At 60.2% G+C, this 22,630-nt stretch carries 20 protein-coding genes and 1 tRNA gene; 11 read left to right on the top strand and 10 right to left on the bottom strand.

The genetic code is table 11. The features are described from left to right. Positions 1 to 180: 180 nt before the first annotated feature. Complete coding sequence (locus FHT97_RS07385; protein ID WP_183860988.1) at positions 181 to 399, bottom strand: hypothetical protein; 219 nt, start codon at positions 397 to 399, stop codon at positions 181 to 183. A gap of 243 nt (positions 400 to 642) precedes the next feature. Between FHT97_RS07385 and FHT97_RS07380 the strand changes: the two genes are divergently transcribed. Together FHT97_RS07380 and FHT97_RS07375 are read left to right on the top strand one after the other, a co-directional pair. Then, entirely contained in the window at positions 643 to 834 is a 192-nt protein-coding gene (locus FHT97_RS07380; RefSeq protein WP_183860986.1) for an XRE family transcriptional regulator, read from the top strand. After that, on the top strand, positions 824 to 1,996 hold the full coding sequence (locus tag FHT97_RS07375; protein ID WP_183860984.1) for a site-specific integrase: 1,173 nt from the start codon (positions 824 to 826) through the stop codon (positions 1,994 to 1,996). The genes FHT97_RS07380 and FHT97_RS07375 overlap by 11 nt, the downstream gene beginning before the upstream one ends. 63 nt (positions 1,997 to 2,059) lie before the next feature. On the opposite strand, the gene FHT97_RS07370 is transcribed toward FHT97_RS07375, so the two are convergent. Then, positions 2,060 to 2,135, bottom strand: a tRNA-Ile gene (locus FHT97_RS07370). 155 nt (positions 2,136 to 2,290) lie between these two features. On the opposite strand from FHT97_RS07370, the gene FHT97_RS07365 reads away from it, so the two are divergent. The 3 genes from FHT97_RS07365 (at position 2,291) to FHT97_RS07355 (ending at position 4,445) form a co-directional block, all read left to right on the top strand. Then, a complete protein-coding gene (locus FHT97_RS07365) occupies positions 2,291 to 3,034 on the top strand; it encodes an SIMPL domain-containing protein (protein ID WP_183860982.1) in 744 nt (247 codons plus the stop codon). 249 nt (positions 3,035 to 3,283) lie between these two features. Then, the gene (locus tag FHT97_RS07360; RefSeq protein WP_183754473.1) at positions 3,284 to 3,667 is read left to right on the top strand and encodes a hypothetical protein; all 384 of its coding nucleotides are present in this window, start codon (positions 3,284 to 3,286) and stop codon (positions 3,665 to 3,667) included. Positions 3,668 to 3,953: 286 nt separating this feature from the next. Then, a complete protein-coding gene (locus FHT97_RS07355; protein WP_183754475.1) occupies positions 3,954 to 4,445 on the top strand; it encodes a heme-degrading domain-containing protein in 492 nt (163 codons plus the stop codon). A 112-nt stretch (positions 4,446 to 4,557) separates the two neighbouring features. Here the strand turns inward: FHT97_RS07355 and FHT97_RS07350 are convergent, their stop codons facing one another. Next, positions 4,558 to 5,811 carry a D-arabinono-1,4-lactone oxidase gene (locus FHT97_RS07350; RefSeq protein ID WP_183860980.1) on the bottom strand — a complete coding sequence of 418 codons (1,254 nt, stop codon included), beginning with the start codon at positions 5,809 to 5,811 and terminating at the stop codon, positions 4,558 to 4,560. 136 nt (positions 5,812 to 5,947) lie between these two features. Continuing rightward, complete coding sequence (locus FHT97_RS07345) at positions 5,948 to 7,207, bottom strand: AGE family epimerase/isomerase (protein ID WP_183860978.1); 1,260 nt, start codon at positions 7,205 to 7,207, stop codon at positions 5,948 to 5,950. Positions 7,208 to 7,379: 172 nt separating this feature from the next. Here FHT97_RS07345 and metH point away from each other — a divergent pair, with 172 nt between their 5' ends. Beyond that, positions 7,380 to 11,153, top strand: coding sequence for a methionine synthase (gene metH, locus FHT97_RS07340; RefSeq protein WP_183860976.1), 3,774 nt, complete (start codon positions 7,380 to 7,382; stop codon positions 11,151 to 11,153). An 89-nt stretch (positions 11,154 to 11,242) separates the two neighbouring features. Here metH and FHT97_RS07335 read toward each other — a convergent pair whose 3' ends face one another. Genes FHT97_RS07335 through FHT97_RS07325 form a run of 3 tightly spaced genes read right to left on the bottom strand, consistent with a single transcriptional unit; the run spans position 11,243 to position 13,812 of the window. Beyond that, positions 11,243 to 12,118, bottom strand: a complete 876-nt coding sequence (locus tag FHT97_RS07335) for a protein phosphatase 2C domain-containing protein (protein WP_183861412.1) — start codon at positions 12,116 to 12,118, stop codon at positions 11,243 to 11,245. Between the two features lie 48 nt (positions 12,119 to 12,166). Then, entirely contained in the window at positions 12,167 to 12,931 is a 765-nt protein-coding gene (locus tag FHT97_RS07330) for a GntR family transcriptional regulator (protein WP_183860974.1), read from the bottom strand. Then, entirely contained in the window at positions 12,928 to 13,812 is an 885-nt protein-coding gene (locus tag FHT97_RS07325; protein ID WP_183860972.1) for an N-acetylglucosamine kinase, read from the bottom strand. The genes FHT97_RS07330 and FHT97_RS07325 overlap by 4 nt, the downstream gene beginning before the upstream one ends. Before the next feature lie 524 nt (positions 13,813 to 14,336). Between FHT97_RS07325 and FHT97_RS07320 the strand changes: the two genes are divergently transcribed. From FHT97_RS07320 to FHT97_RS07300, 5 genes are all read left to right on the top strand, one after another. Further along, positions 14,337 to 15,596, top strand: a complete 1,260-nt coding sequence (locus tag FHT97_RS07320; protein ID WP_016554569.1) for an ABC transporter substrate-binding protein — start codon at positions 14,337 to 14,339, stop codon at positions 15,594 to 15,596. Between the two features lie 186 nt (positions 15,597 to 15,782). Further along, on the top strand, positions 15,783 to 16,730 hold the full coding sequence (locus FHT97_RS07315) for a sugar ABC transporter permease (RefSeq protein ID WP_016554568.1): 948 nt from the start codon (positions 15,783 to 15,785) through the stop codon (positions 16,728 to 16,730). 10 nt (positions 16,731 to 16,740) lie between these two features. Then, positions 16,741 to 17,583: a carbohydrate ABC transporter permease gene (locus FHT97_RS07310; protein ID WP_016554567.1), complete on the top strand. Its 843-nt coding sequence runs from the start codon at positions 16,741 to 16,743 to the stop codon at positions 17,581 to 17,583. Further along, on the top strand, positions 17,580 to 18,662 hold the full coding sequence (locus FHT97_RS07305; protein ID WP_183860970.1) for a Gfo/Idh/MocA family oxidoreductase: 1,083 nt from the start codon (positions 17,580 to 17,582) through the stop codon (positions 18,660 to 18,662). The genes FHT97_RS07310 and FHT97_RS07305 overlap by 4 nt, the downstream gene beginning before the upstream one ends. 12 nt (positions 18,663 to 18,674) lie before the next feature. Further along, positions 18,675 to 19,676 (top strand): ATP-binding cassette domain-containing protein, encoded by a 1,002-nt coding sequence (locus FHT97_RS07300; protein ID WP_183860968.1) that lies wholly within the window; start codon positions 18,675 to 18,677, stop codon positions 19,674 to 19,676. A gap of 56 nt (positions 19,677 to 19,732) precedes the next feature. Here the strand turns inward: FHT97_RS07300 and FHT97_RS07295 are convergent, their stop codons facing one another. From FHT97_RS07295 to FHT97_RS07285, 3 genes are all read right to left on the bottom strand, one after another. Beyond that, positions 19,733 to 20,038: an NIPSNAP family protein gene (locus FHT97_RS07295; RefSeq protein ID WP_183860966.1), complete on the bottom strand. Its 306-nt coding sequence runs from the start codon at positions 20,036 to 20,038 to the stop codon at positions 19,733 to 19,735. A 51-nt stretch (positions 20,039 to 20,089) separates the two neighbouring features. Next, complete coding sequence (locus tag FHT97_RS07290) at positions 20,090 to 21,424, bottom strand: MFS transporter (protein ID WP_183861411.1); 1,335 nt, start codon at positions 21,422 to 21,424, stop codon at positions 20,090 to 20,092. 139 nt (positions 21,425 to 21,563) lie between these two features. Then, positions 21,564 to 22,625, bottom strand: a complete 1,062-nt coding sequence (locus FHT97_RS07285; protein ID WP_016554562.1) for an ABC transporter ATP-binding protein — start codon at positions 22,623 to 22,625, stop codon at positions 21,564 to 21,566. Positions 22,626 to 22,630: the final 5 nt, after the last annotated feature.

Here is a 22,630-nt window from a genome sequence, read left to right as displayed (position 1 = left end):
GGGTGAAACCAGCCGGGCGGACATATCAGGCCTGCACTTCGAATAACGTTGACATTGCGCGTTGCCTTTATGGCAATGGCGCGGCTTGCGGGAGGGAGGCGGAGGACTTATACTTTAGCGGCTTCTAATGGTATCCATGTCCTTCCGCCGCTCGGCTCTCGCAAGCCGGGCGGTTTCATTTCATGCGGAGGCCATTAGCTCCGCGATCTCCTGTTTCAGTTCGTTGATGCGCCGGTCCCAATGATCACAGATGGCGAGATCATATTCGGCTGGATCGCTTTGATGAGGGCCGCGCTTGGCAGGCCGAGGATAACCGGCGTGCTTTTGCAGCACGGACAACTCCGGGCGTTTGATCTTGTATCTTGCCTCGATCTCTTTGAAGCGGATTCGATCATCCATTTTCGGACGCCTTGCTTGAATATTAGATAGCGCTTAAATTACATGCGAGCGCTTGACGTCGCAAGCGTTTTCCAAGCCGAAACGTCGCGGCTAATCAATAAGTTATGTCAAAAGCGAGGGCGCTTTTGGCCGACGGTATCGCATGCCAAAATTTCCCTTTCGGAAATGCAAGGACTGACTTCCAACTGCGCATAGCGCGCATTAACGTCAACCCGCAAGCAACCGACAGGAAGGATTCGCGCAATGGAAATGACACTAGGCGAGAAGCTCAAGCAATGGCGCAAGCCGCATTCGGTAGCCGTCGCGGCGGCGTACCTGGACATGAGCCCAAGGACGTTGAACGGGATCGAGCAGGGCCGGGCTTTCAGCTACGAAGGCCTTCTCAGGCTGGTCATGGAGAACACCAAGATCGAGGGAGGCGAGCATGGCGCGTAAGCAGCGATTCGAGCAATGGGCGAACGTCCACCAGCTGAAGGGCGGCAAGCTTGTCTATCGCCACCCGCTGGTCGGCCAGAAAACCCTGCCGCCAGATATCGACTCGGTAGAATTCGCCGAGGTCTACGAACGATTGAGGCTGCTGGTCGACGCACCCGCCGAGAAGAAGGTCGAAAAGAAGCCCCCGACATTCAGCGACGCCTTTGTCGCATGGAAGCGGAGCGACGAATGGAAGGCTTTTGATCCGCAAACGACGCTGGGACATCGGCGCTTTACGGAGATTTTCCTGAATGCTCGCATGGTGCCGAATTCGACCGCGACATTCAGCGGTGCCGCTGTCACCACGTCAGAGGCCGAACTGTTGCCTTTGCTCCGCGCGCATTTGAAAAGCCTTGGCCCGCACAAGGCCAAGCGCGTCGGAATCGCGATCCGCAAATTGTTCAAGGCGGCGATCAACGCCTTTCCTGAGTGCGCGGCAATCCGCAATTTGGGCCTCGATTTGGAACGGCCACGGTTGCCGAAGGCCACGCCGCAAAAGCGCTGGCCTGATCATGTTTGTCAGGCTTACGAGAAACGCCATGCGCTCGGCAGCCCGGCGCGGACGGCCTATGCGCTGGCAAGGTATGGCTGCGGGCGGCGCGGCGACATTGCGCGGATCGCATGGGATCAGGTGCGGACGAAAAGGTACATCGACGAAAACGACGAGATACAGGTCGCCACGCTGATCGAATTCGAGACGCAAAAGAACAAGGGCAATGGCGGCAACGTCAAGATAGTGCTAGTCGTCCGGCCTGAACTGGAGGAAGCCTTGAACGCGCTTGATCGAAGCCGAGGCGGCTCGATCCTGAAGACGACATTCGGCACGGCTTTCAGCGAGAAATCCTTGACGAACCAGATGGCAATCTGGACCGCACAGGCCGGATTTGAAGGCGAGGGCTTTTCGCTGCACGGCTTGCGCCGGACTTTCGCGAGCGAGATCGCCGAGGGCGCAAGCAATGGCCAGACTGACGTATTCGCCCTGCAAAAGGCATTGGGCCACAAAAATCTGACGACGACGACGATCTACTTGAACGAATTGGAAGCCGAGCCGATGGCTTTCCGCGCCGCCGAGGCCGGGACTCGCCGTTCGGCGCAGGTGCGGCGGCTTCGGGCCGTTGAATGAGTCACTTAAAATAAGTGAATCTTAGGTGACTCGCCCATGTAAGGCATTGATATTAAAGGAAATTGGTGGGCCCGGAGGGACTCGAACCCCCAACCAAGCGGTTATGAGCCGCCGGCTCTAACCATTGAGCTACAGGCCCGGCGGCAACGTCGCTGCCGTGTCCGGCGCAATGGTTCCCCGGAACGGGTTTCGCTCTAACGCAATTCTGCAGCGGTCACAAGGGACTGCCGCAATAGCTTCACAATCAATCGGCAAGACGACAAACGAGACTTCACAATCACGGAGTGAAATATCGTGTTGCCTAACACCAGAACAATCGCCTTCAGCCTTCTGCTGAGCCTTCCGACCGCTGCTGCCACGGCACTGCCGACGCTGGCTGCCGATTCCCAGTCTCGCGAGCCCGTGATTTCCGTTAGCGGCGAGGGCCAGGCCAGCGTAGCGCCCGACATGGCGGTGCTCAACCTTTCCGTTGTGAAGCAGGCAAAAACCGCACGTGAAGCGCTCGACGAGAACAATAAGGCGATGAGCGAGGTGCTGGCTGCGCTGAAAAAGGCAGGTATTGCCGAGCGGGATCTCCAGACCTCCGGCTTTTCCGTGCAACCGCAATTCAATTATCCGCAATCCAACGATGGCCAGCCCAAGCCCCCGGAGTTGATCGCATACCAGGTGTCCAATTCGCTGAGCGTGCGTGTCCGCGACCTGTCCAAGCTCGGCGCCATCCTCGACGAGGCGGTTACGCTCGGCGTCAACCAGGGCGGCGACATCCAGTTCACCAACGACAAGCCGGAGAAAGCGATGGAGGAGGCACGCAAGAATGCCGTTGCCAATGCCATCGCGAAGGCGAAGACGCTTGCCGAAGCCGCCGATGTCAAGCTCGGCCGCGTGGTCGAGATCACCGAGACCCTGCCGCGCCCGCAGCCGGTGCCGGTTTTTCGGGCAGCAATGATGAAGGAGGGGGCCGACTCAGCCGTTCCCATCCAGGGCGGTGAGACGAGCTACAACATTACCGTCAACGTGACGTTTTCGATCGCGCAATGATCGTCGGGTGGCTCGGCCGCCTTCCATTTGAGATTAAACGGCCATTGATATTCGCTGCAATATCAATGGCCTATTTCTTTTCTACGGTGCGCGGGAACCGTGAGGCCGATAAAAGGCTTTCTCACGCATATATTACACTATAACATAGATCGTGTTATTCGGTCCCGCAGGGGAAACCTGAGTTCTGCTTCCCACGTAGCTGCCCGGCCGAAAAGGAGGAATGGCACTAGCCCTAAAGAGGAGACAGACATGACGAATGCCTTGCCGCCGCTTCACAATGGACACGCCCCGTTCACCCTTCAGGAACTCTTCCGCGAAGCACTCTATGCCTTCGAAGAGTGGGATACGGAACTCACGGAACCAATCGTCACCTTCGAAGGACGCGTCGTTCCCATCAGCCAGGTCTTTGAAGCGATGCGCCAATGCGACGATATCGTTCCGATGAATATCGTCGGGGCCGTCACCGAACGGCTGACAAAGCCTTGGGAAGGCGAGGGACCGCTCGACCAAATGAGTTTCTCGACCGCCGCCCGCGTCATGGGCGTCCTGGTTCGCAAGCGCCTTCTGGCCAACGGCGTGCCTGAAATCGCCGCCGTTGCGGAACAGACGGCTGAACGCCACGCCGACAGTTGAGTGGCGGACTGCGGTGATCCGTCGCGCTTCCGGCATGAAAATCACAGGGGCATGAAGGACTGCTTGAGGCCGGCGCAATTGTCTGCGCCGGCCCCCGCCGCGTTATGTGGTGCGTCAATCCATTTTGTGGCCGGTGCCGATACGACTGCGCTAGACCGCGATGCCGACAATCCGCGATCATTCACAATGCTCTCCTGTAGCTCTAGGGTATCGCCACGATTCTGCTTTACTTTTCCCTTCCGCTTGCATTTGTTCAGAAAAAAGCATTGCAGGAGAGGGAACAAACATGACCATGCCCGATGAAGACCTCGGACGGATCGCCGACCAGGAGAGGCTGCTAAGCTTCGACACCTTCGATCTCACGACGGCATGGCAGCTCGGCAGGCTCCTGCAGGAACTCGCGAGCGAACGCGGTCTCGGCGTCGCGATCGATGTCACGCTGCATGCAATGCCGGTTTTCTATGCCGCGCTCCCGGGCGTTACGCCGGATAACGTTCAATGGGTACGGCGCAAGCGCAACCTGGTGCTACGCTATTTCAGAAGCAGCTATGCAATCGGCCTCGACCTCAAGCAGAAGGGCAAGACGGTTGCCGACAACGGCCTGTTGGATGCCGACTATGCGCCACACGGCGGCAGCTTTCCGATCAATGTAAAGGGCACCGGCTGCATTGGAGCAGTCACCGTCTCCGGCTTGCCACAGCGCGACGACCACAACCTTGTGGTCGAGGCGCTCGCCCTGATGCTGGCGAAGGATCTCGACGCGTTGCGCCTGGCATGATTGCCATTCCAGCTGGCGTAGTTTGAAGCGCGAGCTCTGTGCTGCCAGCGATCCCTTCCGGAGAAAGTTGCAGTTCGATCAGGTCGAGCCAAACCTCGTTCGCGGCCAGCGCTTAGCCTTCACCTGAGCCGAATACGACGGTTTCCAACCACGGGTTGGAGAACGTCCGCTCCGGATCCATCCGGTCTCGGAGGCGGGCAAATTCGGCAAGCTTTTCATATTTGCCGCCGACGTGGTGGCCCGTGAAAACCTTGCCCCAGTGTGGCAGGGGCGCGAAGGGCGACAGCGCCTGCTCAATGTGCCTCGCAGCCGCGTTCACCGCGTCTTGATCCCGAGTCCAGGTGAAGTGGATCGAGAGCGTGTCGCGGCGATATTGCGGGCTGAGCCATAGTTCATCTGCCGCAACTGTCCGGAACTCGGCCGCCTGCACCAGATGGGCAAACTTCTCACGGATCGACAGCAGAGCGTCGATGGAAGCCGCTCCGTATTCCCGTGGGATGTGGAACTCGGACTGTATCTCCTCGCCGTTGCTCGGCGTGAAGCCCATCTTGAAGTGCGGTAGCCTGTCGGACCAGCGCCCATACTGCCCGAGTTGTTCGGTGGAGTTTTGTGCATCCAATCCGCTTATCGGATGCCGGTTGACCGTTGCGCGCGTTGCACCGTGGATGTCCGCAGGCCATTTATCGTCTGATGCGGTTCTCTTGACCCAGATCGACCCCACTTGCTGGCCCCATTGGGTGAACACACTGACGCTGTAACCCAAAGCCATGATTTCATCGAGGTTAGCCAAGAGCTTGTCCCAAGCCAATCCGTCGTAGACGCACTGCGCGACCTGAAACTCCGGCTGAACGTCAAGCGTCACACGTGTAACGACACCAAGGGCGCCGAGGTGCACGACCATGCCGGCGAAATCGGCATCGCCGCGAGCAACTTTCATCAGGCGGCCGTCGCCAGCGACAATTTCGAGTCCTGAGACCGCCGTCGCCAGATTGCCGTTCCGATTGCCCGAGCCGTGCGTCGCTGTTGCGATCGCTCCGGCGATGGAGATGTGGGGTAGGGAGGCCAGGTTGTGAACGGCCAGACGATGGCGATGGAGGAAAAGCGCAAGCTCGCCATAGGTGCAATGACCGGCAACGGAAACTTGCGTTCCGTCACTCTCGACGAGAGGGTTGATTGGCAGATCGGCGAGCGACAGGGCAACTTCGCCATCCGCGATCGCATTGAACGAGTGGCCGGATCCCAGCGTCTTTATCTTTGGCGATCGCGCCACGATTTCGCAAACCGCGTCCAGGGAAGACGGGTATAGGCAGTCTCGGAATCCATAGTGAAAGCTGGCCGCCCAATTGGCCGTTGGGATAAGCGTCATACAAAACCTCGCACCGATCTGTTTTTCAGCGCACAATCATTCCGGCTGCTTGTCGTCGCTTGGCGACAGTGGGCCAGCGTCGTGGCCTGCGCTCGAAAATAATGGTCAAGCGCCACGGAGGTGGCGCTTGCTCAAATCAGATTTTGCCGCCCGCTTCCGCGATGACCTTGGTCAGGCTGCCGGTCGCCGGGAAGAGGGGGATCAGGCATGCCTGCAGGGCGTGGTAGATGTCGCCCTTGCCGGGGAAGAGGCTGTGCGAGGGAACGAGATCCTCCGTCAATTCCTCATGCCAGCCGCCGTTCTTGTGGTCGATGAACGAGCGCTCGATCACGTTCCAGATCCTGCGGTAGTGTTCCTCGTGGTAGTCGCTCGGCAGGTGATCATTGAGGAAGTGCGCGGCAGCGGCGCCTTCGCAGGCCGGCCACCACAGCTTGTTGCGCTTGGCCGGCTTGTCGTCCCAGTCGAGCGTATAGAAGAAGCCACCCTTTTCGTCGTCCCAACCGAGCGCGATCGACTGCGAGAAAAGGCTCCTGGCCGCATCCGGCATCCACTCCTGCTTCTTGCCGCCGAGCACCCAGAGCTGGAGGAGGAGGCGTGCCCATTCCAGCCAGTGGCCGGGCGTTGTGCCTGCCGGCCGGAACATCTCGTTTGGATGATAGTAGTCCTTGTCGAGGCTCCAAGCCGTGGTGAAATGCTCGCCGACGCGCCAGCCGACGGAACCGGCAGCGCGACGGATGACGAGGTCGGCGATGCTTTCGGCCTTGGCGAGATAATCGCGATCACCCGTCGCCTCGAAGGCGGCCATCAGCGCTTCGGTGAGATGCATGTTGGAGTTCTGGCCGCGGTAGTTGCCGCCGTCGAGTGGCTGCCATTCGGCGGTGAACTCCTCGGCAATTGCGCCGTGCTTGGCTTCCCAGAACTTGGTGTTCAGGACCTCGGTAATATCGGCAAGCATGCCGTCGGCCAGCGGATGGCCGACTGTCTTCGCCGCGGATGCCGCAAGCAGGACGAAAGCGTGGCCGTAGCCCTGCTTGTTTGTGTCGACGGGGCCGTTGTCATCGAGCGACCAGAAATAGCCACCGTTCTTGGTGTCGCGGTGATGGTTCCAGATGTAGTGCATGCCGTGGTCGACGACGTCGGAGGCGCCGGGGCGACCGAGCAGCGCGCCGATCGCAAAGCAGTGGACGGCGCGAGACGCGATATGGATCGGACGAACCTGGGCGGCGGCATTGAGTGGATTGCCGGTGTCGTCGAGATCGAAGAAGCCGCCCTTCGGGTTGACGGAGTTGTGCTGGAAGAAATCGAAGAGCCCGTTTGCCTGCGCAAGCAGCCAGTTGCGGTGGTAGCTGCGGGTGGTCCAGTTTCCGAGCGCGGCGTCGCCGTTTGCAGGTGCCATGATACTCCTCCGATTTCGTGCACAAAGCCTTCGCAACCGCCTATATAGGGGCCGCCCGAGTCTGTCATCTGCCAAGCGCCGCAAAGCCGCCACATGACGGGCATATATTGACATAAAGATATCTTTATGTGATTGGACCATCTGGTCTGCAACGACGTCAAGGAGTCCGCCCGTGTTTGATACTCTGTTTGGTTCCGAAGGGGCGAAGCGCGACGGTAGTGAAGTGTTTGCTGCGCTCAAGAAAGCCGCGAGCGAACGCATCCTCGTCCTTGATGGTGCCATGGGCACGCAGATCCAGGGTCTGGGCTTCGATGAAGACCATTTCCGCGGCGATCGTTTCATCGGCTGTGCCTGCCATCAGAAGGGCAACAACGACCTTCTGATCCTGTCGCAGCCGGATGCGATCGAGGAAATCCATTACAAATACGCCAAGGCCGGCGCCGATATTCTCGAGACCAACACCTTCTCGTCGACGCGGATCGCCCAGGCCGATTACGCGATGGAAGGCGAGGTTTACGCGCTGAACAAGGAAGGCGCGGAGATCGTGCGCCGCGCTTGCATCCGCGCCGAGCGCGAGGACGGCAAGCGTCGCTTCGTCGCCGGCGCGATCGGCCCGACGAACCGCACCGCCTCAATCTCCCCCGACGTCAATAATCCCGGCTTCCGTGCCGTCACCTTCGATGACCTGCGGGCAGCTTATGCGGAGCAGATCGACGGCCTGATCGATGGCGGCGCCGATATTATCCTGATCGAGACGATCTTTGACACGCTGAATGCGAAGGCCGCCATCTTTGCCTGCGAGGAGCGCTTCGAGGCGAAGGGCATTCGCCTGCCGGTCATGATCTCGGGCACGATCACCGACCTTTCCGGCCGCACGCTCTCCGGCCAGACGCCGACCGCCTTCTGGAACTCGGTGCGTCACGCCAACCCGTTCACGATCGGCCTGAACTGCGCGCTCGGCGCCAACGCCATGCGTCCGCACCTGCAGGAGCTGTCGGGCGTTGCTGACACCTTCATCTGCGCCTATCCGAATGCCGGCCTGCCGAACGAGTTTGGCCAGTATGACGAGACGCCGGAGCTGATGGCGGCGCAGATCGACGAGTTCGCCCGCGAGGGTCTCGTCAACATCGTTGGCGGCTGCTGCGGCTCGACGCCTGAACACATCAAGGCGATCGCCGAGGTGGTGGCGAAGTACAAGCCGCGCCCGATCCCCGAGCATCGGCCGTTCATGTCGCTGTCGGGCCTCGAGCCGTTCGAGCTGACCAAGGATATTCCTTTCGTCAACGTCGGTGAGCGCACCAACGTCACTGGCTCCGCCAAATTCCGCAAGCTGATCACCAATGCCGATTACACGGCGGCGCTCGACGTGGCGCGCGATCAGGTCGAAAACGGCGCGCAGATCATCGACATCAACATGGACGAGGGCCTGATCGATTCCGAAAAGGCGATGGTCGAGTTCCTGAACCTGATCGCCGCCGAGCCGGATATCGCCCGCGTGCCTGTGATGATCGACAGTTCGAAGTTCTCGATCATCGAATCCGGCCTGAAGCGGGTGCAGGGCAAGCCGATCGTCAACTCGATCTCGCTCAAGGAAGGCGAAGAGAACTTCCTGGCGCAGGCGAAGCTGCTGCATGCCTATGGTGCGGCTGTCGTCGTCATGGCCTTCGATGAGACCGGGCAGGCAGACAGCTACGAACGCAAGGTCGAGATCTGCGCCCGCGCCTACAAGCTGCTCACCGAGAAGGCGGGCTTCCCGCCTGAAGACATCATCTTCGATCCGAACGTCTTCGCGGTCGCGACCGGCATCGAGGAGCACAACAACTACGGCGTTGACTTCATCGAGGCGACCCGAACGATCCGCAAGACGATGCCACTGGTGCATATTTCGGGCGGCGTGTCGAACCTGTCCTTCTCGTTCCGCGGCAATGAGCCGGTGCGCGAGGCGATGCATGCCGTGTTCCTCTACCACGCCATCCAGGCGGGCATGGACATGGGTATCGTCAATGCCGGCCAGCTTGCCGTCTATGACCAGATCGACGCGGAATTGCGCGAGGCCTGCGAGGACGTGGTGCTGAACCGCCGCAGTGACGCGACTGAGCGGCTGCTCGAAGTGGCCGAGAAATTCCGTGGCGGGGCTGCGCGCGAAGGACGCGTGCAGGATCTCTCCTGGCGCGAATGGTCGGTCGAGAAGCGTCTCGAGCATGCGCTGGTCAACGGCATTACCGAATATATCGACGCCGATACCGAAGAGGCGCGCCGGAAGGCCGAGCGTCCGCTTCACGTCATCGAAGGCCCGCTGATGGCCGGCATGAACGTGGTCGGCGACCTGTTCGGCTCCGGCAAGATGTTCCTGCCGCAGGTCGTCAAGTCGGCGCGCGTGATGAAGCAGGCTGTGGCCGTGCTCCTCCCTTACATGGAAGAGGAGAAGCGCCAGAACGGCGGCGACGACCGCAAGGCTGCCGGCAAGATCCTGATGGCGACCGTCAAGGGCGACGTCCACGATATCGGCAAGAACATCGTCGGCGTCGTGCTCGCCTGCAACAACTACGAGATCATCGACCTCGGCGTCATGGTGCCGGCGACGAAGATCCTCGAGACCGCCGTTGCCGAGAAGGTTGACGTCATCGGCCTGTCGGGCCTGATTACGCCGTCGCTCGACGAGATGGTGCATGTCGCCGCCGAGATGGAGCGTCAGGGTCTGGACCTGCCGTTGCTGATTGGTGGCGCGACGACGAGCCGTGTCCACACGGCCGTCAAGATCCATCCGGGCTACAACAAGGGTCAGGCTGTCTACGTCACGGATGCGAGCCGTGCCGTCGGTGTGGTCTCGACGCTGCTGTCGCCTGACAATCGCGACGGCTACGTGGCCGACATCCGCGCCGAATACGCCAAGGTGGCGGCGGCACATGCGCGCAGCGAGGCCGAGAAAGTGCGTCTGCCGCTTGCCCGCGCCCGCGAAAATGCGCAACAGGTCGATTGGGCGGTCTATAAGCCGACCAAACCGAGCTTCCTCGGCACCAAGGTGTTCGACGGCTACGATCTCGCTGATATCGCCAAGTACATCGACTGGACGCCGTTCTTCCAGACCTGGGAGTTGCGTGGTCGGTTCCCGGCTATTCTCGAGGATGAGAAGCAGGGCGAGGCCGCTCGTGCGCTATGGGCCGATGCGCAGGCGATGCTGAAGCAGATCATCGACGAGAAGTGGTTCCACCCGCGTGCCGTCATCGGCTTCTGGCCGGCGAACGCGGTTGGCGACGATATCCGCCTGTTCAAGGACGAGAGCCGCAAGGACGAGCTTGCAACCTTCTTCACGCTGCGCCAGCAGCTGTCGAAGCGTGACGGCCGGCCGAACGTCGCGCTGTCGGACTTCGTTGCGCCGGTCGAACGCGGCGTTCAGGACTATATCGGCGGCTTCGTCGTCACGGCCGGTATCGAGGAGGTCGCGATCGCGGAACGCTTCGAACGCGCCAACGACGACTATTCGTCGATCCTCGTGAAGGCGCTGGCCGATCGCTTCGCCGAAGCCTTCGCCGAGCGCATGCACTTACAGGTACGTCGCGAATACTGGGGCTACGCCAAGGACGAGCATCTCAGCAATGAGCAGCTCATCACCGAGGAATATGCCGGTATCCGCCCGGCACCGGGTTACCCGGCACAGCCTGACCATACCGAAAAGAAGACGCTGTTCGGCCTGCTCGATGCGGAGAAGGCGGCTGGGGTGACGCTCACCGAGAGCTATGCGATGTGGCCGGGCTCTTCCGTTTCCGGCATCTACATCGGCCACCCCGATTCCTACTACTTCGGCGTCGCCAAGGTGGAGCGGGATCAGGTCGAGGATTACGCGAACCGCAAGGGCATGAATGTTGCGGAGGTCGAGCGCTGGCTTGGGCCGGTTCTTAACTACGTGCCGCGCAAGCGCGACGAGGAGATCGAGGACGCGGCCTGAGTGGCTGCGTCTTCAGTATTTGATTCAACGGCTGCATTGATTGATTCAGGTTTTCGGCGCAAAGCACTGATTCTGAATCGAAAGTTGTCTCAGGCGTCAGGCGTCAATTCGACAAGCAGGGCGGTGGTATCGTCACTCTGCTTGTAGCGCGGGTAGCGGAGGCCTTCGGGATCGATCTCGCGTTCGAAGTGCCTGAGTTCATCAAGCATTGGCCGCAAGCCCTTGTCGCGTGCGGTGCGTACGAGGCCCGCTGAATCATAGGCTGCGTAAAGGACCGCGAGATCCGAAAGGCCGTCGCTGCAGACAATTGCGTGCGCCTTGCGCCCGACATCCAGCCGTTCAGAAATCAGGTGGTCGGCTGCCTCCGGTACGAGGCCTAGGGTCCAGACCCCGCTCTCCGGCGTATTCTGCCGTTCGCGGTGCTGGCGCAACGAGGCGAGGGTCTCGGTATTGCCGAGCGCGCCACCTTCCTTCGTGATGCCGCCTGTGCGCGCAATGTGTTTTCGGGCTTGGTTCTGCTCATATTGATAGGCACCCGGGATTGCCATGTGCATGGTGGCGGAGCCGTCTTCCTGTAGCAGGAAGACGCTGGAGTCGCCGAGGCCGATGAAGTAGAAGCCATCGCGTGTCTGATGCAGCATCGCGAATGCTGTCAATGGCCAGGCATAACGCGGCACGTTCTCGTTGTGTCGGAGAAAAGCTGCCCGGGCTGCGACCGAGAGGCCGCGCGCAACCTCCGAGATGCTGGACTCACGAGTGATCTGATCCTCAAAGCCGCGAGCGAAATGCTGGGCGATCCAGGCGGCGTCACTGCCCGCCACATCCATATATTGGCGGTCGCCGAGCCCCGTGGCACCGTCGATGACGAAGGCGCAGGACTCGTTGCAGCCGAAGCTGTCGTCATTCGGCTTTGCGGGATTTCCGGGATCGGAGATGCTGTCGAGGAGTGTGATGCGAGCTGTCATGGTACATGGAATAGACGCCATTCGCCGTCTCTTCAATGCGACCAGGCATCACGGCACGCCGATCGTCAGTTCGGCGACAAAATCATAGGCATCGCCGCGATAGAGCGAGCGCGTAAATTCAACCGCTCGCCCCGAGCCGAGATAGGAGATACGCTCGATCGACAGCCCTGCAGCGCCGACGGGTACGCCGAGCAGATGGGCGTCGGCTTCCTTCATGTTGGTAGCGGAAATCCGCTGCACGGCGCGGACCGGGCGGACCTGACGGCGCTCGAGTTCGGCATAAAGCGACGTTGTCACGACAAAGGGATCGGGCAGGAATTCTCCAGAGACGCTGGCGTTTTCGATAGCCAGCGGCTGGTCATCAGCGATGCGCAATCGGCTGAGGCGTGAGACCCTGACATCCGTCGCGAGGCCGAGAATCATCATTTCATCCGGCGAGGGCGTATGAATGCCCTTGTGCAGCCATTCAGAGCGCGAGGTCATGCCCCGACGGGCCATATCCTCGGTAAAGGACGTGAGCTGCGAAAGGCGCTGCTCGACCTTCGAAACGGGCTTGGTCACGAAGGTGCCGGAGCCATGGCGGCGAACCAACAGTCCGTCGGCAACCAGTTCATCAATTGCCTTGCGCACAGTCACCCGGCTGACTGTTGCAAATTCCGCGATGTCACGCTCGGGTGGCAGAGCGTCGCCATGGCCAAGCGTGCCTGTTCGAATGGCATCTTCCAACGTGCGGCGCAGTTTGACGTAAAGCGGGCCGGTGCCGCCGGCCTGAAGGCGTTCGGGGGAGAGAAGGTTTGCAAAATCGTCGGTCATACCGCGCCGGCTCCTTCCTCGTGCAGAAACTTCACAGCGAGATCGATGGCGCCCTGCAGGACGTCGCCGCGCGGCTCGCGCAGCAGAGCAACGTGACGTTCTGCGAGCCACGGGCGATAGGCGTTCGCCAGCCCGCCCAACAGGCAGATCGCCTCGCATTCCGGCCAGAGCAGTGCATCAAGGCTCTCTCCGATCGAGGCTGCTGCGTTCCGAACGATCGCCGTCGCAACCGGGTCGCCCTTGGCTGCAGCCTCGAAAACGACGGGTGCATAGCGGGCAAAGTCATTGGGACGGGATACATGGGCGAACTCGACGACGCGCTCGGGATTGTCGCCATACTCGGCCATGACGGTCTGGGTCACAGGCGAGGACGGGCGCACCCCGTCATGCGCAAGCAGGGACTGCTCCAAGAGGTCGCGGCCGAGGCGAGCGCCGCTTGCCTGATCACCGACAACGAACCCCCAGCCTCCAATGCCGTAGAGCTTGCCGTTGCGGCGCGCATTGTAAACGGACCCTGTGCCGAATGCGCCGATCACGCCGTCGTAATCGCCGAGAGCTCCCTGCAGGGCTGTCGTTGCGTCAGTGACAACCCGGCGTCTGGCAAAGGGCAGGGCGCGCTCGATCCGTTCGGCATAATCGCCGACGTTCGCGCCGGCAACGCCAACCACGGCAGCGACGGTGGAAACGGTTTCAGGCGATAGGCCGGCGTCGCGCAATGCGTTTCTGGCCGACGCCACGATGTTGAGCAGCGAATTGTCGAGGTCGGAGAGGATGTTCGACGGACCGGCTGTGCCACGGCCGAGGATATGCCCCGCCGCATTCGTGACCGCGGCGCGGCAACTGGAGCCGCCGCCATCAATGCCGATCGCAAGTTCTGTCATTGAACCACCGAAAATCCGCTCGTTTCCCTCGTTTTTATTACAATACCAAAAAAATACCATTTACCAAGTGCAAAGCGTAGCAAAAATTCATCTTTTTATATTATTGATTTTGAACGATAAAATTTTCAATGCAGCATTTCTGTCGTTCAGATGTTAAAATTGGCTGGACAATTGGTATTTTTTTGGCCTTAATTCAACTCAAAGGGAACAGCGCATCGGGCAGCGATAAACCGGCAGGACTGAGATAAGCCGGGCCACTCGATGAAATGCGGAATCGGTCGTGGCGGCTTTGTCGCCCTCAAGCCGTTCTTGCCGTCAGTTTTCCCTTTCATGGCTGTGCCGGATCGGTTTCTTGTTCGGGTACGCTGTCTGGTCGACGGGTGTTTGCCTGTCGTGCCGATCGAGCTTTCGGGCCGGCAGTTGTTGACGGCCCTCAATGGGGCGCTGCGTGTCACCTCGTGCATGCAGTCGCTCGTTTCAGGTCAAGAACGGCGCCTTATCGGCGCTCAAAACAGGAGAGGGAAATGAGACACACTGCACTGAAAGGCTTCCTGCTGGCTTCGAGCCTGCTGACATCCGTCGGCTTCGCTCATGCCGCCGACGTCACGCTGACGGTCGAAAGCTGGCGTAACGACGACCTGCAGATCTGGCAGGAAAAGATCATCCCGGCGTTCGAAGCCAAGAACCCGGGCATCAAGATCGTCTTCTCGCCGACCGCGCCGACGGAATACAACGCTTCGCTGAATGCCAAGCTCGATGCGGGCTCCGCTGGCGATATCATCACCTGCCGTCCGTTCGATACGTCTCTTGAACTCTTCAAGAAGCAGCAGCTCGCCGATCTCACGAGCCTGTCTGGCATGGAGAATTTCACGCCGGTTGCCAAGGCTGCCTGGTCGACCGATGACGGCAAATCCACCTTCTGCGTGCCGATGGCTTCGGTCATCCACGGCTTCATCTACAACAAGGACGCCTTCGACAAGCTCGGCATCTCCGTTCCGAAGACGGAAGACGAGTTCTTCGCAGCTCTGGAGAAGATCAAGGCGGACGGCACCTATATCCCGCTCGCCATGGGCACGAAGGACCTCTGGGAAGCCGCAACCATGGGCTACCAGAACATCGGCCCAAACTACTGGAAGGGTGAAGACGGTCGTTTGGCGCTGATCGAAGGCAAGCAGAAGCTGACGGATGCCGACTGGGTCAAGCCGTATGAAGAGCTCGCCAAGTGGAAGCCGTACCTTGGCGATGGCTTCGAAGCTCAGACCTATTCGGATAGCCAGAACCTCTTCACGCTCGGTCGTGCGGCGATCTACCCGGCCGGTTCCTGGGAAATCGCGCTGTTCAACAGCCAGGCGCAGTTCAAGATGGGCGCCTTCCCGCCGCCGGTTCCGAAGGCTGGCGACCAGGGCTACATCTCCGACCATCCGGATATTGGCGTCGCGCTGAATGCCAAGAGCACGCATGCCGAAGAAGCCAAGAAGTTCCTGTCGTGGGTTGCGTCCGGCGAATTCGCCGACATCTACGCGAACTCGCTGCCGGGCTTCTTCAGCCTGAACTCCAACCCGGTGAAGATGAGCGATCCGCTGGCTCAGGAATTCGTTTCCTGGCGCGGCCCGTACAAGTCGACGATCCGTTCGACCTATCAGATCCTCGGGCGCGGCACGCCAAACCTCGAAAACGAGACCTGGATTGAGTCGGCGAACGTCATCAACGGCACCGACACGCCGCAGGCAGCCGCCGACAAGCTCCAGAAGGGCCTCGACGGCTGGTACAAGCCAGGCAAGTAATGAAAGCCGAGGGGCGGCGTCAGCCGTCCCTCACGCCGGCTCAAAGCCAATTTCGTATCCGCTTTTCCTCTCCCCGCCGCCTTCGAAACCCGAGCGGACGGGGAGACGATTAGAGGAAAGGGCGTTCTGCCCGCCGTGTCAGATGCGCTGCGCCAGAGGCGCCGCCAAGAAGAACAGGCAAAAGCCATGAGCGAAGCCCTATCCGCTGTCGATGTCGTTCCCATCAAGCGCCCCGTGCGCTGGCACATCGGCGTCTTTCTTTTCCCGGCATTCGTCGTCTACTCGGCGATCATGATCCTGCCGCTGATCGAAACGCTGAGGCTTTCGTTCTACAACACGGTCGATGGCGCGCCTGCCTTCGTCGGTCTCGCGAATTACAAGGTGCTGTTCGGCGATGCCCGCTGGGCCCGTGACTTCTGGAACGCGCTGGTCAACAACTTCATCTTCTTCCTCATTCACATGTGCGTGCAGAATCCGATCGGCATCGCGCTGGCCGCGCTGCTGTCGACGCCGCGGCTGCGCTTCGTGGCGTTCTACCGCACCGCGATGTTCCTGCCGACACTGCTTTCCTTCGTGATCGTCGGCTTCATCTGGAAGCTTATCCTGTCGCCGATCTGGGGCGTTGCGCCGTGGCTGATGAGCCTTGTTGGCATGAAGTCGCTCTTCGCTCCATGGCTCGGACAATCCGGACCGGCGCTGATCGCCGTGTCGCTGATCTCGAACTGGCAGTACATCGGCATTCCGATGATGCTGATCTACGCAGCGCTTCTCAGCATCCCGGAAGAGGTGATCGAAGCCGCCGAGTGCGACGGCATCACCGGCTGGGCACAATTCTGGAAGATTAAGCTGCCGCTTATCCTGCCGGCGATCGGCATCATCTCGATCTTGACATTCGTCGGAAATTTCAACGCCTTCGACCTGGTTTATACAGTGCAAGGTGCGCTTGCCGGGCCCGATATGTCGACGGACATCCTTGGTACGCTGCTCTATCGCACGTTCTTCGGTTTCCAGCTGCAGCTCGGTGACCGCTCAATGGGGGCGACGATCGCGACAGTGATGTTCCTGATCATCCTCGCCGGCGTGTCTTTCTATCTCTTTGCCATCCAGCGGCGCATGCGCCGGTACCAGTTCTGAGGAGGGTGTCATGTCCAACAGAGCACGCACATCCCCAATCCGCACCGGTCTCGTTCACCTGGCACTTATCGGCTATACGCTGGTTGCCATCTTCCCGGTGTTCCTAACGATCATCAACTCGTTCAAGGACCGCAACGCGATCTTCCGTTCGCCGATGCAGGTGCCGACGCCCTCCACATTCAGCCTTGTCGGGTACCAGACCGTGCTGGGGCAGGGTGACTTTGCCACCTATTTCCAGAACAGCTTCATCGTCACGGTCGTTTCGATCTTCTTCGTGCTGTTGTTCGGCGCGATGGCCGCCTTCGCTCTCTCCGAATACAAGTTCAAGGGCAACACGCTGACGGGTCTTTACATGGCGATCGGCATCATGATCCCGATCCGCCTCGGCACGGTCGCCATCCTGCAGGGGATGGTGGCAGCCGGCCTCGTCAACACGCTGACGGCGCTGATCCTCGTTTATACGGCGCAGGGTATTCCGCTGGCGATCTTCATCCTGTCGGAATTCATGCGGACCGTCTCCGACGATCTGAAGAATGCCGGTCGCATCGATGGGCTGTCGGAATATTCGATCTTCTTCCGGTTGGTGCTGCCGCTGGTGCGCCCGGCCATGGCCACCGTTGCCGTCTTCACGATGATCCCGATCTGGAACGATCTCTGGTTCCCCTTGATCCTGGCGCCGTCGGAAGCAACGAAGACGGTCACCCTCGGATCGCAGATCTTCATCGGTCAGTTCGTGACCAATTGGAACGCAGTGCTTGCGGCACTTTCGTTGGCGATCCTGCCGATCCTCGTTCTCTACGTCATCTTCTCGCGGCAGCTGATCCGCGGCATTACTTCGGGAGCGGTCAAGTGAGTGCGTCCGACAAGTCAATCCGCGTTCTCGTCGCCGGCCTCGGCAATATGGGACGCAGCCATGCGTTGGCCTACCACAACAATCCCGGTTTCGAGATTGTCGGGCTGGTCAACCGCTCCAAGCCAAAGCTGCCTGAGGAGTTGCGGGGCTACGAGATCTATTCGGATTTCCTGGCAGCACTTGTCGAGTTAAAGCCGGATCTCTGCGCAGTCTGCACCTATTCTGACACCCACGCCGACTACGCGGTCGCTGCCTTCGAGGCAGGTTGCGATGTCTTCGTCGAAAAGCCGCTGGCGACAACTGTCGCCGATGCTGAGCGCGTCGTCGCGGCGGCAAAGAAGGCTGGCCGGAAGCTGGTGATCGGCTACATCCTTCGCCACCACCCATCCTGGATGCGATTGATAGAAGAGGCGCGCAAGCTCGGTGGCCCTTATGTCTTCCGTATGAATCTCAACCAGCAGTCCAGTGGTCCGACGTGGGAGACGCACAAATCGCTGATGCAGACGACGTCGCCGATCGTCGATTGCGGCGTGCACTATGTCGATGTCATGTGCCAGATCACCGATGCCAAGCCGGTGGAGGTGCGAGGGATGGGATTGCGGCTCTCCGACGAAATTGCACCCGACATGTATAACTACGGCCAACTTCAGGTGCTGTTCGAGGATGGTTCCGTCGGCTGGTACGAGGCCGGCTGGGGGCCGATGATCTCGGAAACGGCGTTCTTCGTGAAAGACATCATGTCGCCGAAGGGATCGGTCTCGATCGTCATGGACCCGAACGCCAAGTCTGACGATATCGACGCTCACACAAAGACCTCGGTTATCCGCCTGCACACCGCGGAGACGGGACCTGACGGAAAGTTCATCCGACCGGACCAGGACATGACGATGGAGGGCGAGCCCGGCCATCAGGAACTCTGCGACCGCGAGCAGGCTTTCATGCTGAAGGCCATTCGCGAGGACATCGACCTCAACCGCCACATGGCAGACGCCGTCGCTTCGCTGCGCATCTGCCTCGCCGCCGACGAAAGCGTGCGTATCGGCCAGGCCGTCAGGCTCCAAGAGCCGGTCAAACTGTAAGGAATACGACTAGTGGGATCGCTTCAACTCAAATCCATCCGCAAGACCTACGGCACGCATGAGGTGCTCAAGGGCATCGACCTGGAGGTCAAGGACGGCGAGTTCGTCATTTTTGTCGGACCTTCGGGTTGCGGCAAATCAACCCTGTTGCGCAGCATTGCCGGACTGGAAGACGTCACCTCGGGTGCCGTTCTCATCAATGGCAAGGACGAGACGCTGACGCCTCCCGCCAAGCGCGGCATCGCGATGGTGTTCCAGTCCTACGCGCTCTATCCGCACCTGACGGTCAAGGACAACATGGGCCTTGGCCTCAAGCAGGCCGGCACGCCGAAGGACGAGATCGAGACGCTCGTCAAGAAGGCCTCCTCGATGCTGTCGCTTGAACCGTATCTCGCGCGGCGCCCGGCGGAGCTTTCTGGTGGCCAGCGCCAGCGCGTCGCCATTGGCCGTGCGATCGTGCGCGAGCCGGCGCTCTTCCTTTTCGACGAACCGTTGTCGAACCTCGACGCAGCCTTGCGTGTTCAGACGCGCCTCGAAATCGCCCGGCTGCACCGCAGCCTCAAGGCGACGATGATCTACGTCACCCACGACCAGGTCGAGGCGATGACGCTCGCCGACAAGATCGTGGTCCTGAATGCCGGCGCGATCGAGCAGGTCGGTTCACCGATGGAGCTGTACAACCGTCCCGCAAACACCTTCGTTGCGGGTTTCATCGGTTCGCCGATGATGAACTTCATTCCGGGTGACAAGGTTGGAGATGCGGGCGCAAAGACTGTCGGCGTGCGCCCGGAGCATCTCACCCTTTCGCGCGAGCAGGGAACATGGCGGGCGAAGGTCGTCCACGTCGAACATCTCGGCGCGGACACGATCATCTATCTCGAATCCGAGCAGTGCGGCCTGATCACGGCGCGGCTATTCGGGGAGCATAAGTACGAGCCGGATGAGATCGTCTATGCGACGCCGGACACGGGCCACATGCATCGGTTCGATGCCAATGACCAGGCAATCCGCTAGAGCCCGACTTCAAACTGAAAGCCCCGCCATAGAGCGGGGCTTTCCATTTCTATCGATCAGCCAAGGACAGGGCGCATGAAACTGCGCTCGTAGCTGATGATGCTGCGATTTCGTTTGTCCAGATCGAATGCGGCCTGGCATTCGGGATCGCTTGCCATGCGCGTGCGATAGTCTTCGTAGGCCGCGAGGCTCGGGAACGAAAACAGCGCAATGGCAATGTTGTTCGCGCCCTCGGACGGCAGGAAATAGCCGTGATGCGTGCCTCCCATTCGATTGACGATCGGAATCCAGAGGCGCGCATACTCCTCGAATTCGGCAACCTTGTATGGGTCGATCGTGTAACGCAGATAGCAAGTAATCATTGAAGCATTCCTTTGAAGCAAAGCCGGACGGTGGCCACACGCCTCCGACAGCTAGGCGGCGAGGCGCTCGGTGAGTTCCTCGATGCCGACGTCTGCCTCGACGCTGTCTCCCTTGGCGATCAGATAGAGCCCTAGCACGAAGGCGAGGGCGGCGATGAAGAGCAGGTAGTAGGCATGAGCCATCGGATTGATTGGCAGCAGCGATGCGACTGCAAGAGGCGTCAGGCCGCCGAAAATCGCATAGGAGACGTTGTAGGAGAAGGAGAGGCCGCTGAAACGAACGCGGGCCGGAAAGGCGCGGACCATGACGTAGGGTACTGCTCCAACCATGCCGACTGAAAGCCCCATGATAGCGTAGAGCGTGAAGAGGACGGTCAGCGAAACGCCCGCGTAGGTATAGAAGGCGAAGGTTGCTGCACCAAAGAAGATGCTGGAGACAACAAAGAAGCGTCCTGAGCCAACCCGATCGACGATTGCGCCGGCAGCAGCGGTTCCGAAGATCAGGAAGAGCGTACCGAAGCTGGTGGCCGCAAGCGACTGCAGAGCGGTGTAGCCATAGAGCTTCTGCAGGAAGGTCGCGGTCATCAGAGTCGTCACGACAATACCGGCCGACAGGATCCAGGTCAGCAGCATGGAGATGATGACGCCGCGCGGGTAGTCGCGCAGGACGGCTTTCAGCGGCAACTCCGGAACGAGTGAGAGGGCTTGCTTCATCTCCGCAAAGATCGGTGTCTCCTGCAACCAGCGGCGCAGATAGACGGCAACCAGGCCGAAGATGCCGCCCAGGAAGAAAGGGATGCGCCATGCATAGGCGGCGACATCATCTGGTGTGAAGACTGAGTTAATGATCGTTGCGACGAAGGATCCGAGCAGGATGCCAAGCGTCAGGCCGGAGCAGAGAAAGCCACAGGCGAAACCGACCCGGCGGAAAGGAACGTGTTCGGCCACGAAGGTCCAAGCGCCGGGCACTTCACCGCCGATCGCCGCACCTTGCAGGATGCGCATGAGCACAAGGAGGATCGGAGCGGCAATGCCGATGGTCGCATAGGTCGGCATCGCCGCCATGCCGAGCGTAGAGAGCGCCATCAGCAGGATCGAGAAGGCAAAAACGCGCTTGCGGCCAAAGAGGTCGCCGAAATGGGCGAGGATGATGCCGCCGAGCGGACGAACCAGATAGCCGGCGGCGAAGATCCCGAACGTCTGGATCGTTATCAGCCATTCCGGCATGTCGGCTGGAAAGAACAGCTTGCCAATCACCGCCGCGAAGAAGACGAAGATGATGAAGTCGTAGAACTCAAGCGCACCCCCGAGAGCAGAAAGACCGAGTGTGCGAAAATCCTGCGAAGTGAGGCGGCGAGGCGCGGAGGCTGTCGTCGTGGGAGACATCATGCTGACTTTGCTTAACGAAAACGTTTCAGCCGTCGTTGCGCATCGACGTCGCCATTTCAAGCAATTTCCGGCGCCTCAGCTATGGCGCCGGAAATGCGGGAACGAGTGTGGCAAAACCGCAAAGGTTAGGGCGCGCTCAGTCTCGGATGACGAGCAGGTCCGCTGCCATGAAACGGAGCGTTACGGTTTCTCCGGCTTGTGGCGGCGTTACGCCGGGGCTGTTGAACATGTCAAAGGAAATGACGTTGCCGCCGACGTTCATGCGGGTGCGGATAACCGAACCGAGGAAGTGCGCGGAGACGACCTGACCGGTCAGCTTCGTGTCGCATGGTGCGCTCTCGGCCAACGATCCGGCTTCCGGACGTAGCGCCAGAGACACCGTATCGCCCGCTTTGAAAGCCGCGACGGACTGCTTTAGCGTGACCCCCTGATCGCCGATCTGGATACGGTTGACGGCGGGATCGACGACCTTGGCCTCGATCATGTTGAGCGTGCCGACGAAGGAGGCGACGAAGCGCGTGGCCGGCGTGTTGTAGATCTCGAAGGGTGTTCCGATCTGGTCGGCGCGACCAGCGTTCATGACGACGATGCGGTCGGAGATCGACAGGGCTTCCTCCTGGTCGTGCGTCACGAAGACGGTGGTGATGCCGAGCTTCTGCTGGATCGCGCGGATTTCCTCGCGCAGTGATACGCGGATCTTGGCGTCGAGGGCAGACAGCGGCTCGTCGAGCAACAGCACCTGTGGGCGCACCGCCAGCGCACGTGCCAGCGCCACGCGCTGCTGCTGTCCACCTGAGAGCTGATAGGGATAGCGGTCGGCGAGGTGGTCGAGCTTAATCAGCCCGAGCATTTCCTTTACCCGCTGATCGATTTCGGTTGCCTGCTCACCGGCGACCTTCAAGCCGAAGGCTACGTTGTCGTGAACTGTCATGTTGGGAAACAGCGCGTAAGCCTGGAAAACCATGCCGATATTGCGCTTGTTCGGCTTCAGATTGTTTTGTTCCTTGCCGCCGATGGCTATGCGGCCGGCGGAGGGCGTTTCGAAGCCTGCGATCATGCGCAGGACGGTCGTCTTACCGCAGCCCGAGGGGCCGAGGAAGGAAATGAATTCACCCTTCTCGATCTGCATGTTGAAGTCATGCACGACCTGCGTTGCGCCGAAGGATTTCTTGAGGTTTGCGAGTTCGAGGAAAGCCATGAAAA

It is taken from the genome of Rhizobium sp. BK399, assembly GCF_014194695.1.
Classification (GTDB): Bacteria; Pseudomonadota; Alphaproteobacteria; order Rhizobiales; family Rhizobiaceae; genus Rhizobium.
Note: the sequence above shows the minus strand (reverse complement) of the source record. Positions and strands in the feature narration are given on the sequence as shown.